This is a genomic window from Undibacterium sp. Dicai25W (genome assembly GCF_049340505.1).
Taxonomy (GTDB): Bacteria; Pseudomonadota; Gammaproteobacteria; order Burkholderiales; family Burkholderiaceae_D; genus Undibacterium; species Undibacterium jejuense.
Genome location: NZ_JBMPOQ010000012.1, coordinates 18,050 through 33,619, shown reverse-complemented (window position 1 = coordinate 33,619; position 15,570 = coordinate 18,050). Strand labels below are relative to the sequence as shown.

General features: G+C 45.5%; 15 protein-coding genes. 3 read left to right on the top strand and 12 right to left on the bottom strand.

Features of this window, described 5'->3' with window-relative positions; all coding sequences use genetic code 11:
• The first annotated feature begins 394 nt into the window (after nt 1-394).
• Nucleotides 395-1,432 (top strand): phosphate ABC transporter substrate-binding protein PstS, encoded by a 1,038-nt coding sequence (pstS, locus tag ACO0KY_RS13710; protein ID WP_423046903.1) that lies wholly within the window; start codon nt 395-397, stop codon nt 1,430-1,432.
• A 116-nt stretch (nt 1,433-1,548) separates the two neighbouring features.
• Here pstS and ACO0KY_RS13705 read toward each other — a convergent pair whose 3' ends face one another.
• From ACO0KY_RS13705 to ACO0KY_RS13690, 4 genes are all read right to left on the bottom strand, one after another.
• The gene (locus ACO0KY_RS13705) at nt 1,549-2,298 is read right to left on the bottom strand and encodes a substrate-binding periplasmic protein (protein ID WP_423046901.1); all 750 of its coding nucleotides are present in this window, start codon (nt 2,296-2,298) and stop codon (nt 1,549-1,551) included.
• Nucleotides 2,299-2,913: 615 nt separating this feature from the next.
• Nucleotides 2,914-4,620, bottom strand: coding sequence for a long-chain-fatty-acid--CoA ligase (locus ACO0KY_RS13700; protein WP_423046899.1), 1,707 nt, complete (start codon nt 4,618-4,620; stop codon nt 2,914-2,916).
• 231 nt (nt 4,621-4,851) lie between these two features.
• Complete coding sequence (locus ACO0KY_RS13695; RefSeq protein ID WP_423046897.1) at nt 4,852-6,078, bottom strand: acyl-CoA dehydrogenase family protein; 1,227 nt, start codon at nt 6,076-6,078, stop codon at nt 4,852-4,854.
• 68 nt (nt 6,079-6,146) lie between these two features.
• Nucleotides 6,147-6,881 (bottom strand): histidine phosphatase family protein, encoded by a 735-nt coding sequence (locus tag ACO0KY_RS13690; protein ID WP_423046895.1) that lies wholly within the window; start codon nt 6,879-6,881, stop codon nt 6,147-6,149.
• A 137-nt stretch (nt 6,882-7,018) separates the two neighbouring features.
• Here ACO0KY_RS13690 and ACO0KY_RS13685 point away from each other — a divergent pair, with 137 nt between their 5' ends.
• The gene (locus tag ACO0KY_RS13685; protein ID WP_423046893.1) at nt 7,019-7,918 is read left to right on the top strand and encodes a LysR family transcriptional regulator; all 900 of its coding nucleotides are present in this window, start codon (nt 7,019-7,021) and stop codon (nt 7,916-7,918) included.
• Between the two features lie 127 nt (nt 7,919-8,045).
• Here the strand turns inward: ACO0KY_RS13685 and ACO0KY_RS13680 are convergent, their stop codons facing one another.
• The 7 genes from ACO0KY_RS13680 to rpsP all read right to left on the bottom strand — a co-directional run bounded on the left by ACO0KY_RS13680 (nt 8,046) and on the right by rpsP (nt 12,953).
• Nucleotides 8,046-8,384 (bottom strand): DUF3579 domain-containing protein, encoded by a 339-nt coding sequence (locus ACO0KY_RS13680; protein ID WP_186912898.1) that lies wholly within the window; start codon nt 8,382-8,384, stop codon nt 8,046-8,048.
• A 289-nt stretch (nt 8,385-8,673) separates the two neighbouring features.
• Nucleotides 8,674-9,624, bottom strand: a complete 951-nt coding sequence (locus ACO0KY_RS13675; RefSeq protein WP_186912897.1) for a CobD/CbiB family protein — start codon at nt 9,622-9,624, stop codon at nt 8,674-8,676.
• A gap of 160 nt (nt 9,625-9,784) precedes the next feature.
• Nucleotides 9,785-10,453: a CoA pyrophosphatase gene (locus ACO0KY_RS13670; protein WP_423046890.1), complete on the bottom strand. Its 669-nt coding sequence runs from the start codon at nt 10,451-10,453 to the stop codon at nt 9,785-9,787.
• A gap of 290 nt (nt 10,454-10,743) precedes the next feature.
• Nucleotides 10,744-11,127, bottom strand: coding sequence for a 50S ribosomal protein L19 (rplS, locus tag ACO0KY_RS13665; protein ID WP_186912895.1), 384 nt, complete (start codon nt 11,125-11,127; stop codon nt 10,744-10,746).
• Between the two features lie 246 nt (nt 11,128-11,373).
• Nucleotides 11,374-12,120, bottom strand: a complete 747-nt coding sequence (trmD, locus tag ACO0KY_RS13660; RefSeq protein ID WP_423046888.1) for a tRNA (guanosine(37)-N1)-methyltransferase TrmD — start codon at nt 12,118-12,120, stop codon at nt 11,374-11,376.
• 25 nt (nt 12,121-12,145) lie between these two features.
• Nucleotides 12,146-12,688, bottom strand: coding sequence for a ribosome maturation factor RimM (gene rimM, locus ACO0KY_RS13655; protein ID WP_422991390.1), 543 nt, complete (start codon nt 12,686-12,688; stop codon nt 12,146-12,148).
• Nucleotides 12,689-12,701: 13 nt separating this feature from the next.
• Nucleotides 12,702-12,953, bottom strand: coding sequence for a 30S ribosomal protein S16 (gene rpsP, locus ACO0KY_RS13650; RefSeq protein WP_186912892.1), 252 nt, complete (start codon nt 12,951-12,953; stop codon nt 12,702-12,704).
• A 170-nt stretch (nt 12,954-13,123) separates the two neighbouring features.
• On the opposite strand from rpsP, the gene ACO0KY_RS13645 reads away from it, so the two are divergent.
• Nucleotides 13,124-13,540 carry an NINE protein gene (locus tag ACO0KY_RS13645; RefSeq protein WP_423046885.1) on the top strand — a complete coding sequence of 139 codons (417 nt, stop codon included), beginning with the start codon at nt 13,124-13,126 and terminating at the stop codon, nt 13,538-13,540.
• Between the two features lie 187 nt (nt 13,541-13,727).
• Here the strand turns inward: ACO0KY_RS13645 and ACO0KY_RS13640 are convergent, their stop codons facing one another.
• Entirely contained in the window at nt 13,728-15,518 is a 1,791-nt protein-coding gene (locus ACO0KY_RS13640; protein WP_423046883.1) for an acyl-CoA dehydrogenase, read from the bottom strand.
• Nucleotides 15,519-15,570 lie beyond the last annotated feature (52 nt).

The window sequence follows — 15,570 nt, the reverse complement described above, 5'->3', positions numbered from 1 at the left end:
AATCAGAGTATCAAGGTTTTACACAGAACGGGAAATAGGTTAGAACAAGGGCGTTCAGTACATTTTTCTGAACATCCTAAATTATGACGCATTAAAAACTTTTTTTCATAGTAATTAATGTCTTTGGAGATATTTTTAACTTCTGAGCGAATTGAATTGCAAAAGGTAGGGGTATAGCGGAAGTGCGATGGTAGAGCGCCCAATGACTGACGAGAGAAATGTTGGGGTTTGCAAATTTTTGTTGCAGTCCGTTACTTTACTGAAAATTTAAATGCGTTGAAAGGGGTTTTGAATAATAATAAATTTAAATATTCACAACGCAGGGTTGTCATCATTCTGTCATAAATTATCTGTAAGGTTCGGGGCTCCAAGTTTGGAGTTTAAGGATATGAAAATGAAATTCTTTTTGAAAACTACACTCGTTACTGCAGCAACTCTGTTGACCCTTTCTTCCGCAATCGCCGCTGAAATTACCGGCGCCGGATCCAGCTTCGTCTACCCTATCGCTTCTAAATGGGCAGAAGCTTACAAAAAAGCGACTGGCAACAGCCTCAACTACCAATCCATCGGTTCTGGTGGCGGTATCAAACAAATTAAAGCAAACACAGTTGATTTTGGCGCGTCTGACATGCCTTTAACAGTTGAAGAACTGGACAAAGAAGACTTATTGCAATTCCCAGTAGTTATGGGCGGTGTAGTACCTGTCGTTCACATCGATGGCATCAAACCAGGCCAATTGAAATTGACTGGTCAGGTAATCGCTGACATCTACTTGGGTAAAGTAACAAAATGGACTGATGCAGAAATTGCTGTTATCAATCCTGGCGTTAAATTGCCAACGGAAGACATCACTGTCGTTCACCGTTCTGACGCATCCGGTACCACTTTCTTGTTCTCTGACTACTTGTCTAAAGTGAATGCAGAATTCAAAAAAGTTGTTGGCTCCAGCACAGCAGTTAAATGGCCAGCAGGCTTGGGCGGCAAAGGTAACGAAGGCGTTGCGGCTAACGTTCAACGTATCAATGGTTCTATCGGTTACGTAGAATTTGCTTACGCTAAGAAAAACAATCTGTCTTACACGCAGTTGAAAAATCGTGAAGGTCAGTTTGTTACACCAGATGCAGATACATTTAAATCTGCTGCTGCTGGTGCTGCATGGGACAAAACACCAGGCTTCGCTGTGGTATCAACAGACCAACCAGGTAAAGCAAGCTGGCCAATCACTGGCGCGACTTTTGTGTTGGTTCACAAAACTCAGCCTGATGCAGCTAAAATCAAAGAAACTCTGAAATTCATCGACTGGTCCTATAAAAATGGCACAGCAATGGCCACAGAACTGGATTACATCCCAATGCCATCTTCTGTTGTTGAGCTGATCCAAAAAACTTGGAAAGCACAAATCAAAGACGGTTCCGGTAAAGCTGTTTGGTAATTCAGCAGAAGAAATTTAATTAGTTTCTAAAATAAGGGCTTTCACGACAAAAGTGAAAGCCCTTTTGAATTTGGCTCCACCAAAATCAGTATCAGTATCAGTATCAGTACGAAAACTTAGGGTTGCAAACGATTTTTCAAACCATACCGCTTTAAAATTTGTTCGTACTCTCCTGATTGAATGATTTTCGCTAATCCTGAATTAAACGTATCAGCCACGACTTTGTTTTTAAAGAATGCCTTGTATGGTGAGTTTTTAAATTCGTAGCTACAGCTAATTTTCCCACTCTTCACCCTCCCCCGCTGTGTCAATTCAGTAAGCTTATATTGAGCGATATATTGATCAGCAACAATTGCATCCGTGTGTCGGGACATCAACATTTCCAACTGGGCGGCCTGATCATTCAATTCTTGGTAACGAGGACTTTGACGCGTTACCGCAAAAAACTGCTCCCCAAAAGAGACAGAAGCACCTTGAAAAGCCACGATACTATAATTAGCCATATCAGCAATTTCCTGAATTGATCGATGCTCATCCAAGGTAATGAAGCAGGCTCTGTAACAAATATAGTCGTTAGTAAAAAAACCTTTCTTCCCTACTTCGGTCATGCGAGCAGAGCCAGCAATATCCGGCCAATCGAAATTAATAGTGACGCGGGCTAAGGGAACGAAAACAAACACAGGATTAAAGTCGCTATCCCTGAAGACAGCCTTGATAATATCAACTTCAGCACCTTGACTAATTGGGTTATTTTTGACGGCATAGGGCTCAATATTGTCACCCTCTAATATCTTGATGATTTCCGTCGCGTGAACGGGAGTCGCTGCCAGAAAGCTGGAAATTAGTATGGTAAGTAGCTTATCCATTCGCGATTCCTCTGTGCAGCGAAAAGTTTTTCCAGTCTATTCTGAAAAAGCTTCAATGAACCAGTCATTTTATACCTCGCCTCTTACGGCGATAAAACACCTTCAGTCAGCCTACAATTGAAATGATGAGTATCTTTAACGTCGGTAATTGATTATAGGATGAATTTCGCCTTCATTTACTACAATTCCGCTTGATACAATGTGCCTAAAAAATTTTTTCTTTGCCGGAACTCCATGAACTATTTGCATACTTCAAATACCCATTTCAAACCACTGAAAAAACTACTGCAATTAAGTTAATTATTTTTTTGCAATGTCTTTGAATTCTTTGATACGAACTATCACGTTCTTTTCTGCTCACTCTTACGCAAGACATCTCCGTGACACTACAAATAAGTATAAATCAAAATTAATTTAACTTAATTTTTACAGCCAGACGCCAGCGATAAATTCTACGAAAAGTTACGCGAGCAAGAGATCGTATTTTTACAATACAATTTCTATCAAATTGACTAATATGAGGTTATCACTCAAAAAGGAGCATAAATTTTAAATGTATCGGTAATTCATACCCGACTTCCTGAGTCACCCGTTACCGATACATCCAGCACGAATTTAGATACGTCTCACAGCACGCCTTTTTTCCTCTTCATCATACAACTCTTTTTTAGATAATTTTCCAACCGACGTTTTCGGTAATTCTGCCCGAATTTCAATTTCTTGAGGCATTTCATGCTTGCCTAATTTGTCGCGCAAGAACTCTTTCAGTTCATCAAATAGCAGTGTACTTTGCCCGGCTTTGAGTTTAATAAACGCCTTCGCCGCCTGCCCGCGATAATCATCCGGAATACCGATCACACTGACCTCAGCAACGGACGGATGCAGATAAATTGCTTCTTCAATATTGCGTGGATAAACGTTATAGCCACCAGATAAAATCATGTCTTTGGTACGATCCACAATGTACACAAAGCCATCAGCATCCATGTATCCAACATCACCAGTACGGAAATAACCATCGGCCGTAAACGCCTCTTTAGTGGCATCTAGCTTATTCCAATAGCCTTTCATAATGTTGGCACCAGAGACACAAATTTCACCACGCTCACCTAAACCTACATATTTCCCGGGCTCATCGATGCTTTCAAATTTAAAACTGACCCCTGGTGTCGGTAAGCCACATGAACCTGCTTTTCTCAGCCCACTGGCAGGTGTAAAAGTACCAGTAGGAGAGGTCTCTGTCATACCCCACCCCTCAAGCAAATTACACGAAGTCAATGACTGAAATTTTTGCAAAACTTGAGCGGGTAAAGGCGCACCGCCCGAATTGCAAAACTTCAATGAACTCAGATCAAATTCGGCTATCTGCGGATGTTGAATAATCGCCGCATACATAGTTGGCACACCAGGGAAAACCGTGATTTTTTTTGCGGCTAACTCTTTAACAACAGCATCAACATCAAAGCGCGTATGCAGAACGATTTCTGCTCCCATGCGGATGCCAAAAAGCATATCAACCGTCAGCGCGTAAATATGAAATAACGGAAGCACAGCCAACACGCGCTCTTTACCTTCTTCCAGTATGCGCGGCACAACATTGGTGGTTTCTAAAATCTGGCTACATGCGGTTGTCAGATTCGCGTGGGTCAGCATTGCGCCTTTTGGCAAGCCGGTGGTGCCGCCCGTGTATTGAAGTACGGCGATGGTATCCGCGGGATCGGTTTCTGCGATTGCCTGGTAACGACCATCATTGTCGATCAAACTGGCAAATAATTGATGCTGTGCATTCTGAGGGATCGTGCTGAGCTGTCCTGTGTTTTGTAAATGGGCGTTGACTACTTCTGGATATGGCGACATCTCAGCAATGTTACCAACGATAATTTTTTTCAGACGCGTATGAGACAACATCCCTGCCATTTGCGGGTATAGCATAACCATATCGAGGGTCACCAGCAAATCAGTCTGGCTGTCTTCGATTTTATGTGCCAACACTTTTTCTGCATCGAGTGGCGAGTAGTTCACCACCGTTCCACCCGCTTGCAAAATCGCAAAAAAACAAATCACGTAATGCGGCGTATTTGGCAAAAACAAGCCCACATGCACGCCGGGCTTGACGCCCAGTGACTGAAAACCTTTGGTCGCTTGATCAACCAGGTGTTGTAATTCACGATAGGTGATTTGCTTGCTCATGAACTCGAGTGCAACTTGATCTGCCCAGCGCGTTACAGCATCATGCAACAATGTTGGTACAGTGCTGACAGGTAAATTGGCATCCCAATGTACACCTGCCGGATAAGATTTGACCCACGGTGTTTCGCTCATTTTTGTCTCCTGAATTTTTCATTTTTTTGGAAAATTAAGCACAACAAATCAACTGCAAATCTTTCTGAGGTTCTCTACGTAGCTTCCTGATTAGCACGCAGTGATATTTATCGTTTTTGATCATACTCCCGAAAGCTGATTTACTCTGCGGCTACTATCTTTAGATGTGTGCCATAACAAAAAAAACGACAAACCAACAGTCTGATATTGGCTTGTCGCATTCAACATGCGTTACTTATTGCTGGTATATTTTTTTAATTCCATCTTGCCGATCTGGTTTCTATGCACCTCGTCCGGTCCATCCGCCAGTCGCAGTGTACGCGCCTGAGCATACGCATAGGCCAAACCAAAGTCATCTGAAACGCCACCACCGCCATGCGCCTGTATCGCCCAATCAATTACTTGACATGCCATATTTGGTGCGGCGACTTTGATCATGGCAATTTCTTTGGCGGCAGCTTTATTGCCTACGGTATCCATCATTTGTGCCGCATTCAACACCAGAAACCGTGCCTGATCAATCAAGATGCGGGCGTTGGCGATGCGTTCCAGCGTCACGCCTTGTTCAGCCACACGCTTACCAAAGGCGACACGACTCAAAGAGCGTTTGCACATATCTTCGAGCGCACGCTCAGCCAGACCAATCAAACGCATGCAGTGATGAATCCGACCCGGGCCTAAACGGCCTTGTGCGATTTCGAACCCACGGCCTTCACCAAGCAACATATTCGATGCTGGGACTCTGACATTGTCAAATAAGACTTCGCCATGACCATGTGGCGCATCGTCGTATCCAAACACTGGCAAGGCGCGCAAAATCGTCACACCTGGGGTATCGCGCGGTACGATGATCATTGACTGTTGCTTATGACGATCAGTATTCTGTGGATCACTTTTACCCATGAAGATGAATACTTTGCAGCGAGGATCATTGGCACCGGAAGACCACCATTTGCGACCGTTGATCACGTACTCATCGCCGTCGCGGCGAATTGACGCTTCGATATTCGTTGCATCTGAAGAAGCGACTGCAGGTTCTGTCATCGCAAAGCATGAACGAATTTCACCACGCAGTAGCGGCTTAAGCCATTGCTCTTGCTGCGCTGGCGTGCCATAGCGTGCGAACACTTCCATATTGCCAGTGTCGGGTGCCGAGCAGTTAAAGACTTCAGCCGACCACAATGCGCGTCCCATAATTTCACATAACGGTGCGTATTCCAGATTGGTCAACCCTGCGCCATGGCCTGACTCTGGCAGAAATAAATTCCATAGCCCTGCATCTCTTGCCTTTGCTTTGAGTTGTTCGACAATCTTCGTCGGCACCCACGCGTCGCCCGCCTTACGATTAGCAGCAATCTCACCAAAAAATGTCGCTTCATTTGGATAAATATGCGCATCCATAAACGCCTTTAAGCGCGACTGTAAATCAATAACCTTAGGGCTGTATTGAAAATCCATGTGGTTCCTCTTTGATTAAATAAGATTCAAAAAAATGACGGTATCAACGTTTTGAAAAAATGGCGGCACTAAACATAGGTAATATACTTGGGGTCATTGAGCAACTCGAGGTGAGAGAAATTATTGAGATATGCCAACGCCAATCGCTGCGCTTGTCCGTCACGCTCTGGTTGAACATGAATCCGCGTGACACCGCTATTGACTAAGGTCCAATTCAATTCAGAAAATTTGCTATCGGGTAAATGAAGAAGATGCTGGCAAATCGCAGAAATCGTACCGCCTGACGTAAAAACGGCAATGTTTTTGGCACCATCATTCAATACCAATTGTTTATGAAAAGCGGCAATACACCTAGTCTGAAATGCATGCCAGGTTTCGGTATAGTCAGTATCAAACTGACCTGACATCCAGCGTGTAATAGCCGCAGAAAAGATGTCCTGAAATTCGCGTACGGCATCGGGTTTGCTTTTTAAAAAATGTTTAACAAACGCTGGATCCTCGAATTCTGGTACATGTTTCACTAACACCTCATGGTGATGATATTCGTTAAAACCAGCATCGGTATACCAACCGACGGTATCCAACTTGCTTTCTTCGCAATCCCGGAACGCGGACATACAAGCCAATGCTGTTTGCTGATGTCTATGCAGGGCACCGGTAACAATACGATGCGCAGAAAAGTCCCGTTCCGCCCACCATCTTCCTAACTGGCGTGACTGCTGCGTGCCGAGTTCAGACAATTGATCATAGTTCTGACTACCAAATGAGGCTTGTCCATGCCGTATCAGATACAGTTGCGCCATTGTATGTTCCACTTTCTTTTGAGTTCAAATTACCAATTGCTCAGCGTGCTGCTGATTTTCCACAGGTCAGTTACGGAGTGTAAGTCTGGGGCTATAATTGATCAAATGAATAGTTGTTATCAATTAATATTAATTTCATGCATATCTCTCGCATTGATCTAAACCTGTTTATTGTATTTGAAGCCATTTATACGGAAGGCACGGTCACGCGTGCCAGTCAACAACTGAACCTCACGCAACCTGCGATCAGTCATGCGCTAAATCGCCTGCGCAACATGTTCGATGATCCCTTGTTCGTACGTCAGGGAAATAGTATGGTCTCAACACCGCTGGCGCGCAGCATTATTGAACCTGTCCGACAAGCGTTGCGTGGCTTAGAAATGACGCTGACTGATAACGGCAAATTTGATCCATCGCAGGCACGCAAGCAATTCAATCTGGGGCTGCGCGATGTACTGGAATCGACAGTGCTACCACCAATCGTAGAAAGCATTACCCAACAAGCACCAGAAATTAATCTAGCGGCTTTTCAGGTTGAAAGGCGCGAATTAGCGAGCGAATTAGCGGCAGGTACACTCGACGTTGCGATCGATATGTTATTGCCCTTACCGCCTGAAATCCGGCGACAACAAGTCTCGCGAGATACCACCGTTGTGCTGGCTCGCAAAGATCATCCTTTGATTAAGCGCAGCCTCAATCTAGAACAATATTTGGAAGCCGAACATATCCTTGCCAGCTCGCGTCGTAAGGGTATGGGTTTGGAAGATTTTGAACTCAGCCGTTTGGGGTTACAAAGGCGCATACGCCTGCGTTGTCAGCATTATTTTGCCGCCTGCAGGGTCGTCAGCCAGAGCGATTTGTTGTTGACCATGCCAGAAGCCTACGCACGTATCGTCAACCAACAATTTACCAATCAGATATTAGCCTTGCCTTTGACCATGCCCTCATGGGATGTCTATCTCTACTGGCATCAGAATTTGGATAGCGATCCGGCTAATTGTTGGCTCAGAGAGCAAATAATGCAGGCTTTTGGATAGCTTCTGAATAAAAATCGATGGCAAAGAAAGCAAAAAACCGCCAATTTAAAAGTTAGCGGTTTCTTTTATACCAAGATAGCATCCAATATGCAGGCTACGACATGCTGGCTGACTTGATTTTCTCTGCTTATTTTTTCTTTTCTGGCTCATCAGGCAACAAGCAAGCATCGACAATTTGTAAATCATTATCTTTAGCAAAACTGACCACAAAATGATACGCCAGCGGTTCAATCTCACGAATGGCTTCATTCACGACCACAGAACGCACGCCATTTAACAAAATCGGACGGACGTAGGGTGAATACTGTAAATGTGAATTACGTCCACCATCAGGACTAAAACAAGACATGGCGCCACAAAGCCGCTCCGCCCAATCGCTAGGGCGGAACTGTTTTCCATCGCTGGTAATGCCTTGGATGAAAAATTCTTTAATTGGCTCAGAATGAATTTTATTGGAATCGGCCATGTGCTCGGCTCGCTGTGAAGCAAAATTGAAAAAAGCAAAATATCATTATGTGACACTCAGCTTTCTAGATAATCAGTATTATATCTTATAGAAGACTTGGATCGAAACCTCCGATACATTTTAATACGGTAACAATGCACGTTAAGCAAGACACGCACTCAATATAGTGTATTTTGACGCTTAGTAAAGCTCGCGCAATCAACGAAAAGCAAATTAAGGTAACAACCTGGCAATGACAAACAAAGAAGCCGCTTAAAAGCGGCTTCTTATTTCACTTTATCACGATAACTTAAATCCAAATCGCAAACGAGAGCAACAGCAGCAACAGCATCCATAACAATAAGGCGCGCCACACCAAACCAACAGCACTTTGCAAAGCCCGTGGCGATGCCTCTGCCCCAGGCTGACTTTCTAATTCCAAACTATCAACATCGACTGCACTGGCATCGGCTTGCAGTACCATGGCCTTTTCTTCTGGCTCACCCAGACGCACTCCTAAGGCGCCACCACCAGCAGACAAAATAATACCGACCACCTCATCCGCCCAACGATCAGCATAGTTACGCCATGAATAAACCGCATCTTCAAAATTACCGACAACGGCAAATGCGACAGCAGTAAGGCGTGCAGGGATCCAGTCTATCCAATAAAACACTTTCGTCGCATAGATACCAAACTCTTCATTTTTCATGTGATCTGGTTCTGTCCAGGCACGCGCCAGATATTCTGCAACTCGATACATCACGGCACAAGCCGGACCTACTGGCATTAAAAACCAAAAAAACACCCCAAATACATTCCTGTGCGTCGCAATTAATGCACTTTCTATCGTAATCCTGGAAATTTCGGACACATCCATATCACTAGTGTCACGGTGCGTCCATTCAGCGAGAAAACGACGCGCAGCATCTTCATCTCCAGAACTCAGTGCCAGTTGTATCGACGTAAAATAGTGACTGTAGCGACGAAAACCGAGAGTCAGATAAACAATGATGACGTTCCAGATAAACGCTGCAAACGGACTAAAACGCAAACACAGATAATGAATCAAAGCTGTTGGCACAGTTAGTAAGCCCACCATAATCCACCAGCCCAAACGCCCGTGCTTGGCTTTTCCGGCATTAAACGACGCTTCAATTTTCGTCGCCAATGTCTGGATTTGCATGTAAATCACATTATCTGCACGCAAAGGTTTAAGCTGTTCGATCAGCAGGGCAAACAAGATAGAAAGAAATGTCATGGTAGGCTAGGCAAAAGTCGCGGCAAACGACAATGGTCAATGAGTTTGCTAATGCGGCAAGTGTAAACGGAATTGCGTAGATTATGAAGCTTTGTTCCGAAACGAAATACAAACTCGGTCGAAACTACATAGAATCACGACCAAAGCTCAGCAAAAAACATCATGCACGCAGAAAATGAAACAGGTTACGTAACATGCCTGCCGTTGCCCCCCAGATAAAATGCTGTTCATACGGCATAGCATAGAAACTACGCTGTCCACTACCATCCGGCATCTGAAATACGCGACGCTGGTGGTGCTGTCCATTCATCAAATACGCCAGTGGGACCTCAAAGACCGCCGCCACCTCAGCCGGATCAGTGATTAAGTCAAATGGTGGATGCACCAAGGATACGACGGGTGTTACCAGATAACCAGTGCCAGTCTTATACTCAGGCAGGTTACCCAGGATATCAATATGCTTTCGAGAAAGGCCAATTTCCTCCTCAGTTTCTCTCAACGCCGTTTCAATTGGGTTCACGTCACTGGTTTCAAATCGCCCACCAGGAAAACTAATTTGCCCGGCGTGATGATTCAAACTCGTCGCGCGTTGCGTCAGTAGCACCGTCAATCCACTCTCACGCAAAACCAGAGGTATCAATACCGATGCGGGACGAAATGAAAGATCCTTAAATAGGCTTTCTTCCATCTGTATTTCTGGCGTCCAGAGGGGCGCTTGTGCAAAACGTTGCTTTAAATGATCTGGCGTCAGTCTCACATGTGGCAAGGGCTCTTCACTGGCCACTGATAGGATAGGTAAAATTTCCGGGTCAAAAATTAATTTGCTCACTGGGTTTCAATTCTGCATAGAAAAGGAAAATATACGGTTTGCACAACAAGATAACGGTAGTGCATTACGATCAATTTGCGACTGCATTGGCGTCAATCTTCGTATTATGAACGAGTTATAGTGAACTGGGAGAATCAGTCAATAGGAAGATTAGATTTGTTTTGGCGGGTGTAACCGGTCATGTTTGACTCTTTATTTAAACGTACCGCAGATCAAGGTCAGAATACACGGCAATCAAACAAAAAAAGGGATGCACAAGGCATCCCCTTTTTGAACAACGCAGGCAGATATTATTCTGCTTTTGCTGCTGCCACTTTACGTGCTGGCAATTTTTCTTTGATACGTGCAGATTTACCTGAACGTTCACGCAAGTAGTACAACTTAGCGCGACGTACGTCACCGCGACGTTTCACTTCGATAGAAGCGATCAAAGGAGAATACAACTGGAATGTACGCTCAACGCCTTCGCCGGAAGAAATCTTACGAACGATGAAGTTAGAGTTCAAACCACGGTTACGACGGGAAATAACAACGCCTTCGTAAGCCTGTGCACGTTTACGTGTACCTTCAACAACGTTCACGCTAACGATGACTGTATCGCCAGGTGCGAAGTCAGGGATGTTTTTGCCGAGGCGAGCAATTTCTTCTTGCTCTAATTTTTGGATCAGATCCATTTTTATACTCCGATAACCATCTTGCCGACGCCGCAGACTAGGTCTGACTTCTGCCCGGTAGAGGATGGGGTTTAACATGCATACCGAGGTATGCGCTTTACATTCTTATTTGCAACGCAAATAAGAAAACTTGTAGGACGAACACAAAATTATCCCGGCAAGGTATGGCGACGAAGACAGTACAAATGTACGGCCAAGAGCCATAACGCCGCTGGAACAATGTTGCGTATGTCCTGCTATAGACTACTATAGACTGCTTAAAAACTTTTCATCAGTGCGACTAAGCAAACCAGCCTCACGCGCAGCTTGAATTAAATCAGGTCGCTTTTGCACACTGGCTTCCAGTGCCCGCTGACGCCGCCATTTTTCAATCTCAGCATGATTCCCGCCCATTAACACAGCGGGGACTGCTTGTCCTTCGAAAATTTCTGGTCTGGTGTAATGTGGACAATCAAGCAGCACATTCACAAAGCTATCTTGCACAGCCGACATGTCGTCATGCAATACGCCTGGAATTTGCCGGATTACCGAGTCCATCAATGCCATGGCAGGTAGCTCTCCACCAGACAAGACAAAATCACCAAGACTAATTTCTTCATCCACACAGGAATCCAGCAAACGCTGGTCAACTGCTTCATAACGGCCACACAATAACACCATGCCAGATAAATCTGCCATTTGCATAACACGTTGATGCGTCAGGCGCTTGCCTTGGGGCGATAAGTAAATCACTTTGGGTTCAGCCTTTCCCAAGGCATTCTGACGCGCTTTCGCTGCCTGAATCGCTTCTTGTAAGGGCTTCGCCAGCATGACCATACCTGGTCCGCCGCCGTAAGGTCTGTCATCCACAGTCCGGTGTCGGTCTGTGGTGAAATCACGCGGATTCCACAGCTTTAATTCGCACTTCTTTTGTTCAAACGCACGCCGCGTCACACCAGATTGGGTGATCGCTGCGAACATTTCAGGGAACAGAGTGATGACATCAAACTGCATAGCTATGCTTTCTGATTCCATCGGACTAATAATCTGTACCCCAGTCAACCTGTATTTTTCGCGCTTCCTGATTCACTTCTTTGACGAATTGATCGACAAAAGGAATTAATCTTTCATGCTTTTGCAACTCAGCTTCAGGAATATCGGCAGCTGCCACCCGTAAAATCGGATGCGCGCCGTTATCCATCAAATCTCTGACGATACCTAAGCTTTCGCCTTGCAAATTTTCAACTTGCAAGCCAACCAAATCTACCCAATAAAACTCGCCATCGGATAAAGCCGGGAATTGTTTGCGCGAAATTTTGACCGTTGCACCTCTCAGTGCTTCAGCCGCATTTCTATCTGTGACACCTGCCAGCCTTGCAACCACATCTTCGCCATGGATTTTTGCTTCCATACGTGCAATGTTTTGCAATTCAGGCTTATCTATCCACCAGTGTTTGGCGGAAAGCATAGCATCAGCATCTGGCGAGTAAGGACGAATCTTTACCCAACCATGAATGCCAAATGCTCCCGAGACATAGCCAACCAAGACTAAATCTTCAGGAACATCGATTCCAACTGACATCGCGAGCAAACTATTAAGCTGCTGCTTTACCAGCTTGAGCAACCAGACGTGCAACTGCCGGAGACAATTGTGCGCCTACGCCTTGCCAGTAAGCCAGACGGTCAGCTGCAACACGTACGGATTCTGCATTGCCAGTTGCTACTGGATTGTAAAAACCGATACGCTCGATAAAGCGACCATCGCGACGATTACGGGAATCAGTTGCAACGATGTTGTAAAAAGGACGCTTTTTTGCGCCACCACGAGCTAAACGAATAACGACCATAATATTTCCAAAAAATGTTCTAAACGCGGAAAAAGCTGTAGATTATAGCCCGCTTAAATCCAATCACGCAAGGATTATCAACGATTTCGACGACAAGCGTATGCTTTTCGCCCGTAACAGGCACATCGCGCTACAATCATGACTCTTCATTAATCATAAAATCGCCCTCAATGACGTCGCCACATAAGAATAAAACCATCACGACCCTCCTCGCCGTCCTGACTGGGAGTATCGGCGGACACCGATTTTACATGTATGGCAAAAGTGACAAATGGGGATGGTTGCATTTTTTATCATTGCCAATCTCTTTTATCGCCAGCCACCTGTTTATTGGCCAGCCCGGACTAGTCACATATAGCGCCCTCGTGTTGTCGTTTCTAGTCTCTTTATTAGAGGCGCTGATCATTGGCTTAACTCCCGATGAAAAATGGGATGAGCGACATAATAAGCTGTCTGAACACCCAAGCGAGTCTTCCTGGCCACTGGCATTGATTCTGGTATTCACCGTCGGCTTCGGTGCAATCGCACTGATTGGCACGATCGCCCGCGCTTTTGACCTGTTTTATACCGGTGGGGCTTACGGATAAATTCAAATCAATACGACTTACAAAAAACGACCCAGAGAATATTTCAATGGGTCGTTTTTTTTGCGCGTCATCGCAATGCAGCTGAGGTCGTTTTTCGAAAGCACACCCAACGGACTTTCGCAAACCCACCCCAGCAAGGCACGACGACGCAGGCGATACTATAGGTGCGACTTTTCGGAAATCCGAATTAGAACTGGTCTTCCGATAAGCCCAATACCCCCGCACTACCACTTACAATCGCTGAACGCAAACCTTGTGCTGCAGACAAAATATGATCAGCAAAGAAACGTGCTGTGACGATTTTTGCCTGATAGAACGCTGCATCACCCTCACCTGCTTGCAATTTTTTGTGCGCAATCAATGCGGCACGCGCCATTTGCCAGCCACCTAAAACGATACCTGCCAGTTTCAGATACAACACGCTACCTGCAAATACCGCTTTGATATCTTGCTTCACGTTGGAAACAACGAAGTTAACAACATCTTCCAACGCGGCTGAACCTAGGGCTAATTGCGCTTGAATTGCCAACATATCTGGCGTGCCAACGGCTGCCAATTCCGCTTCAACGGCACGTACTTGAGCAATCAACGCTTTCGCAGTTGCGCCACCATCACGCACGGTTTTACGACCGACTAAGTCATTTGCCTGAATCGCTGTCGTACCTTCATAGATAGTCAGAATTTTGGCATCACGGTAATGCTGAGCTGCACCTGTTTCTTCGATAAAACCCATACCGCCATGCACTTGTACACCAGTTGAAGTCACATCGAGTGACATTTCTGTGGACCAGCCTTTAACGATAGGTACCAGATATTCATAGACTGTCTGATTTGCTTTACGTGTTTCTGGATTTTGATGATGATGGGCCACATCACTCAAAGCTGCCGCTACGTAGGCCAGGGAGCGAGCGCCCTCGGTCTGAGCACGCATAGACATCAGCATACGACGCACGTCTGGGTGATGAATGATAGAAACAGGGCCAGCAGAACCAGCCAGATCGCGCGATTGCACGCGATCACGCGCATACTGCACGGCTTTTTGATAAGCGCGCTCAGCAACACCGATACCTTGCATACCAACGCCAAAGCGTGCGGCGTTCATCATGATGAACATGTATTCAAGACCACGGTTTTCCTCACCAACCAGCGTACCGATAGCACCACCATGATCACCAAACTGCAATACCGCTGTCGGGCTGGCTTTGATACCCAGTTTGTGTTCGATGGAAACGCAATGCGCGTCGTTACGTGCGCCTAAGCTACCGTCAGCATTGACGAGGAATTTAGGGACGATGAACAGGGAAATACCTTTCACGCCTTCTGGTGCGTCCGGTGTGCGAGCCAATACCAGATGAACGATATTTTCTGCCATATCGTGCTCACCGTAAGTGATGAAAATTTTGGTACCAAACACTTTGTAAGTACCGTCACCTTGAGGAACAGCACGGCTACGCACCATCGCCAGATCAGAACCAGCTTGTGGCTCCGTCAGATTCATGGTGCCTGTCCATTTACCGGAGATCAGGTTTTCAAGGTAAATTGCTTTTTGTTCGTCGCTACCAGCCGTCAACAAGGCTTCTATGGCGCCATCCGTCAACAATGGGCACAGTGCGAACGAGATACTGGCGGAATTGAGCATCTCTATGCATGGTGTCGCGACTAATTTTGGCAAACCCTGACCACCAAATTCTTGCGGATGCTGTACACCTTGCCAACCGGCTTCACCAAATAATTTAAACGCTTCTTTGAAGCCTTTTGTGGTGAATACCTGACCATCTTGCCAATAGCTCGGTGCTTTATCGCCTTCCCAATTGAGGGGCGCAACTACTTCGCCTGCAAACTTGGCGTTTTCTTCCAAAACCGCTTCAACTGTTTCTGCGGTTGCGTCTTCACAGCCTGGTAAAGCATTGACTTCAGACAGACCTGCGAGTTCATTAATCGCAAACAACATGTCTTTTACAGGTGCTACATAACTCATAGTATTTCCCCAAAAATAGTTAAGACTGACGCAAAATGGTTCTCATAAAAAC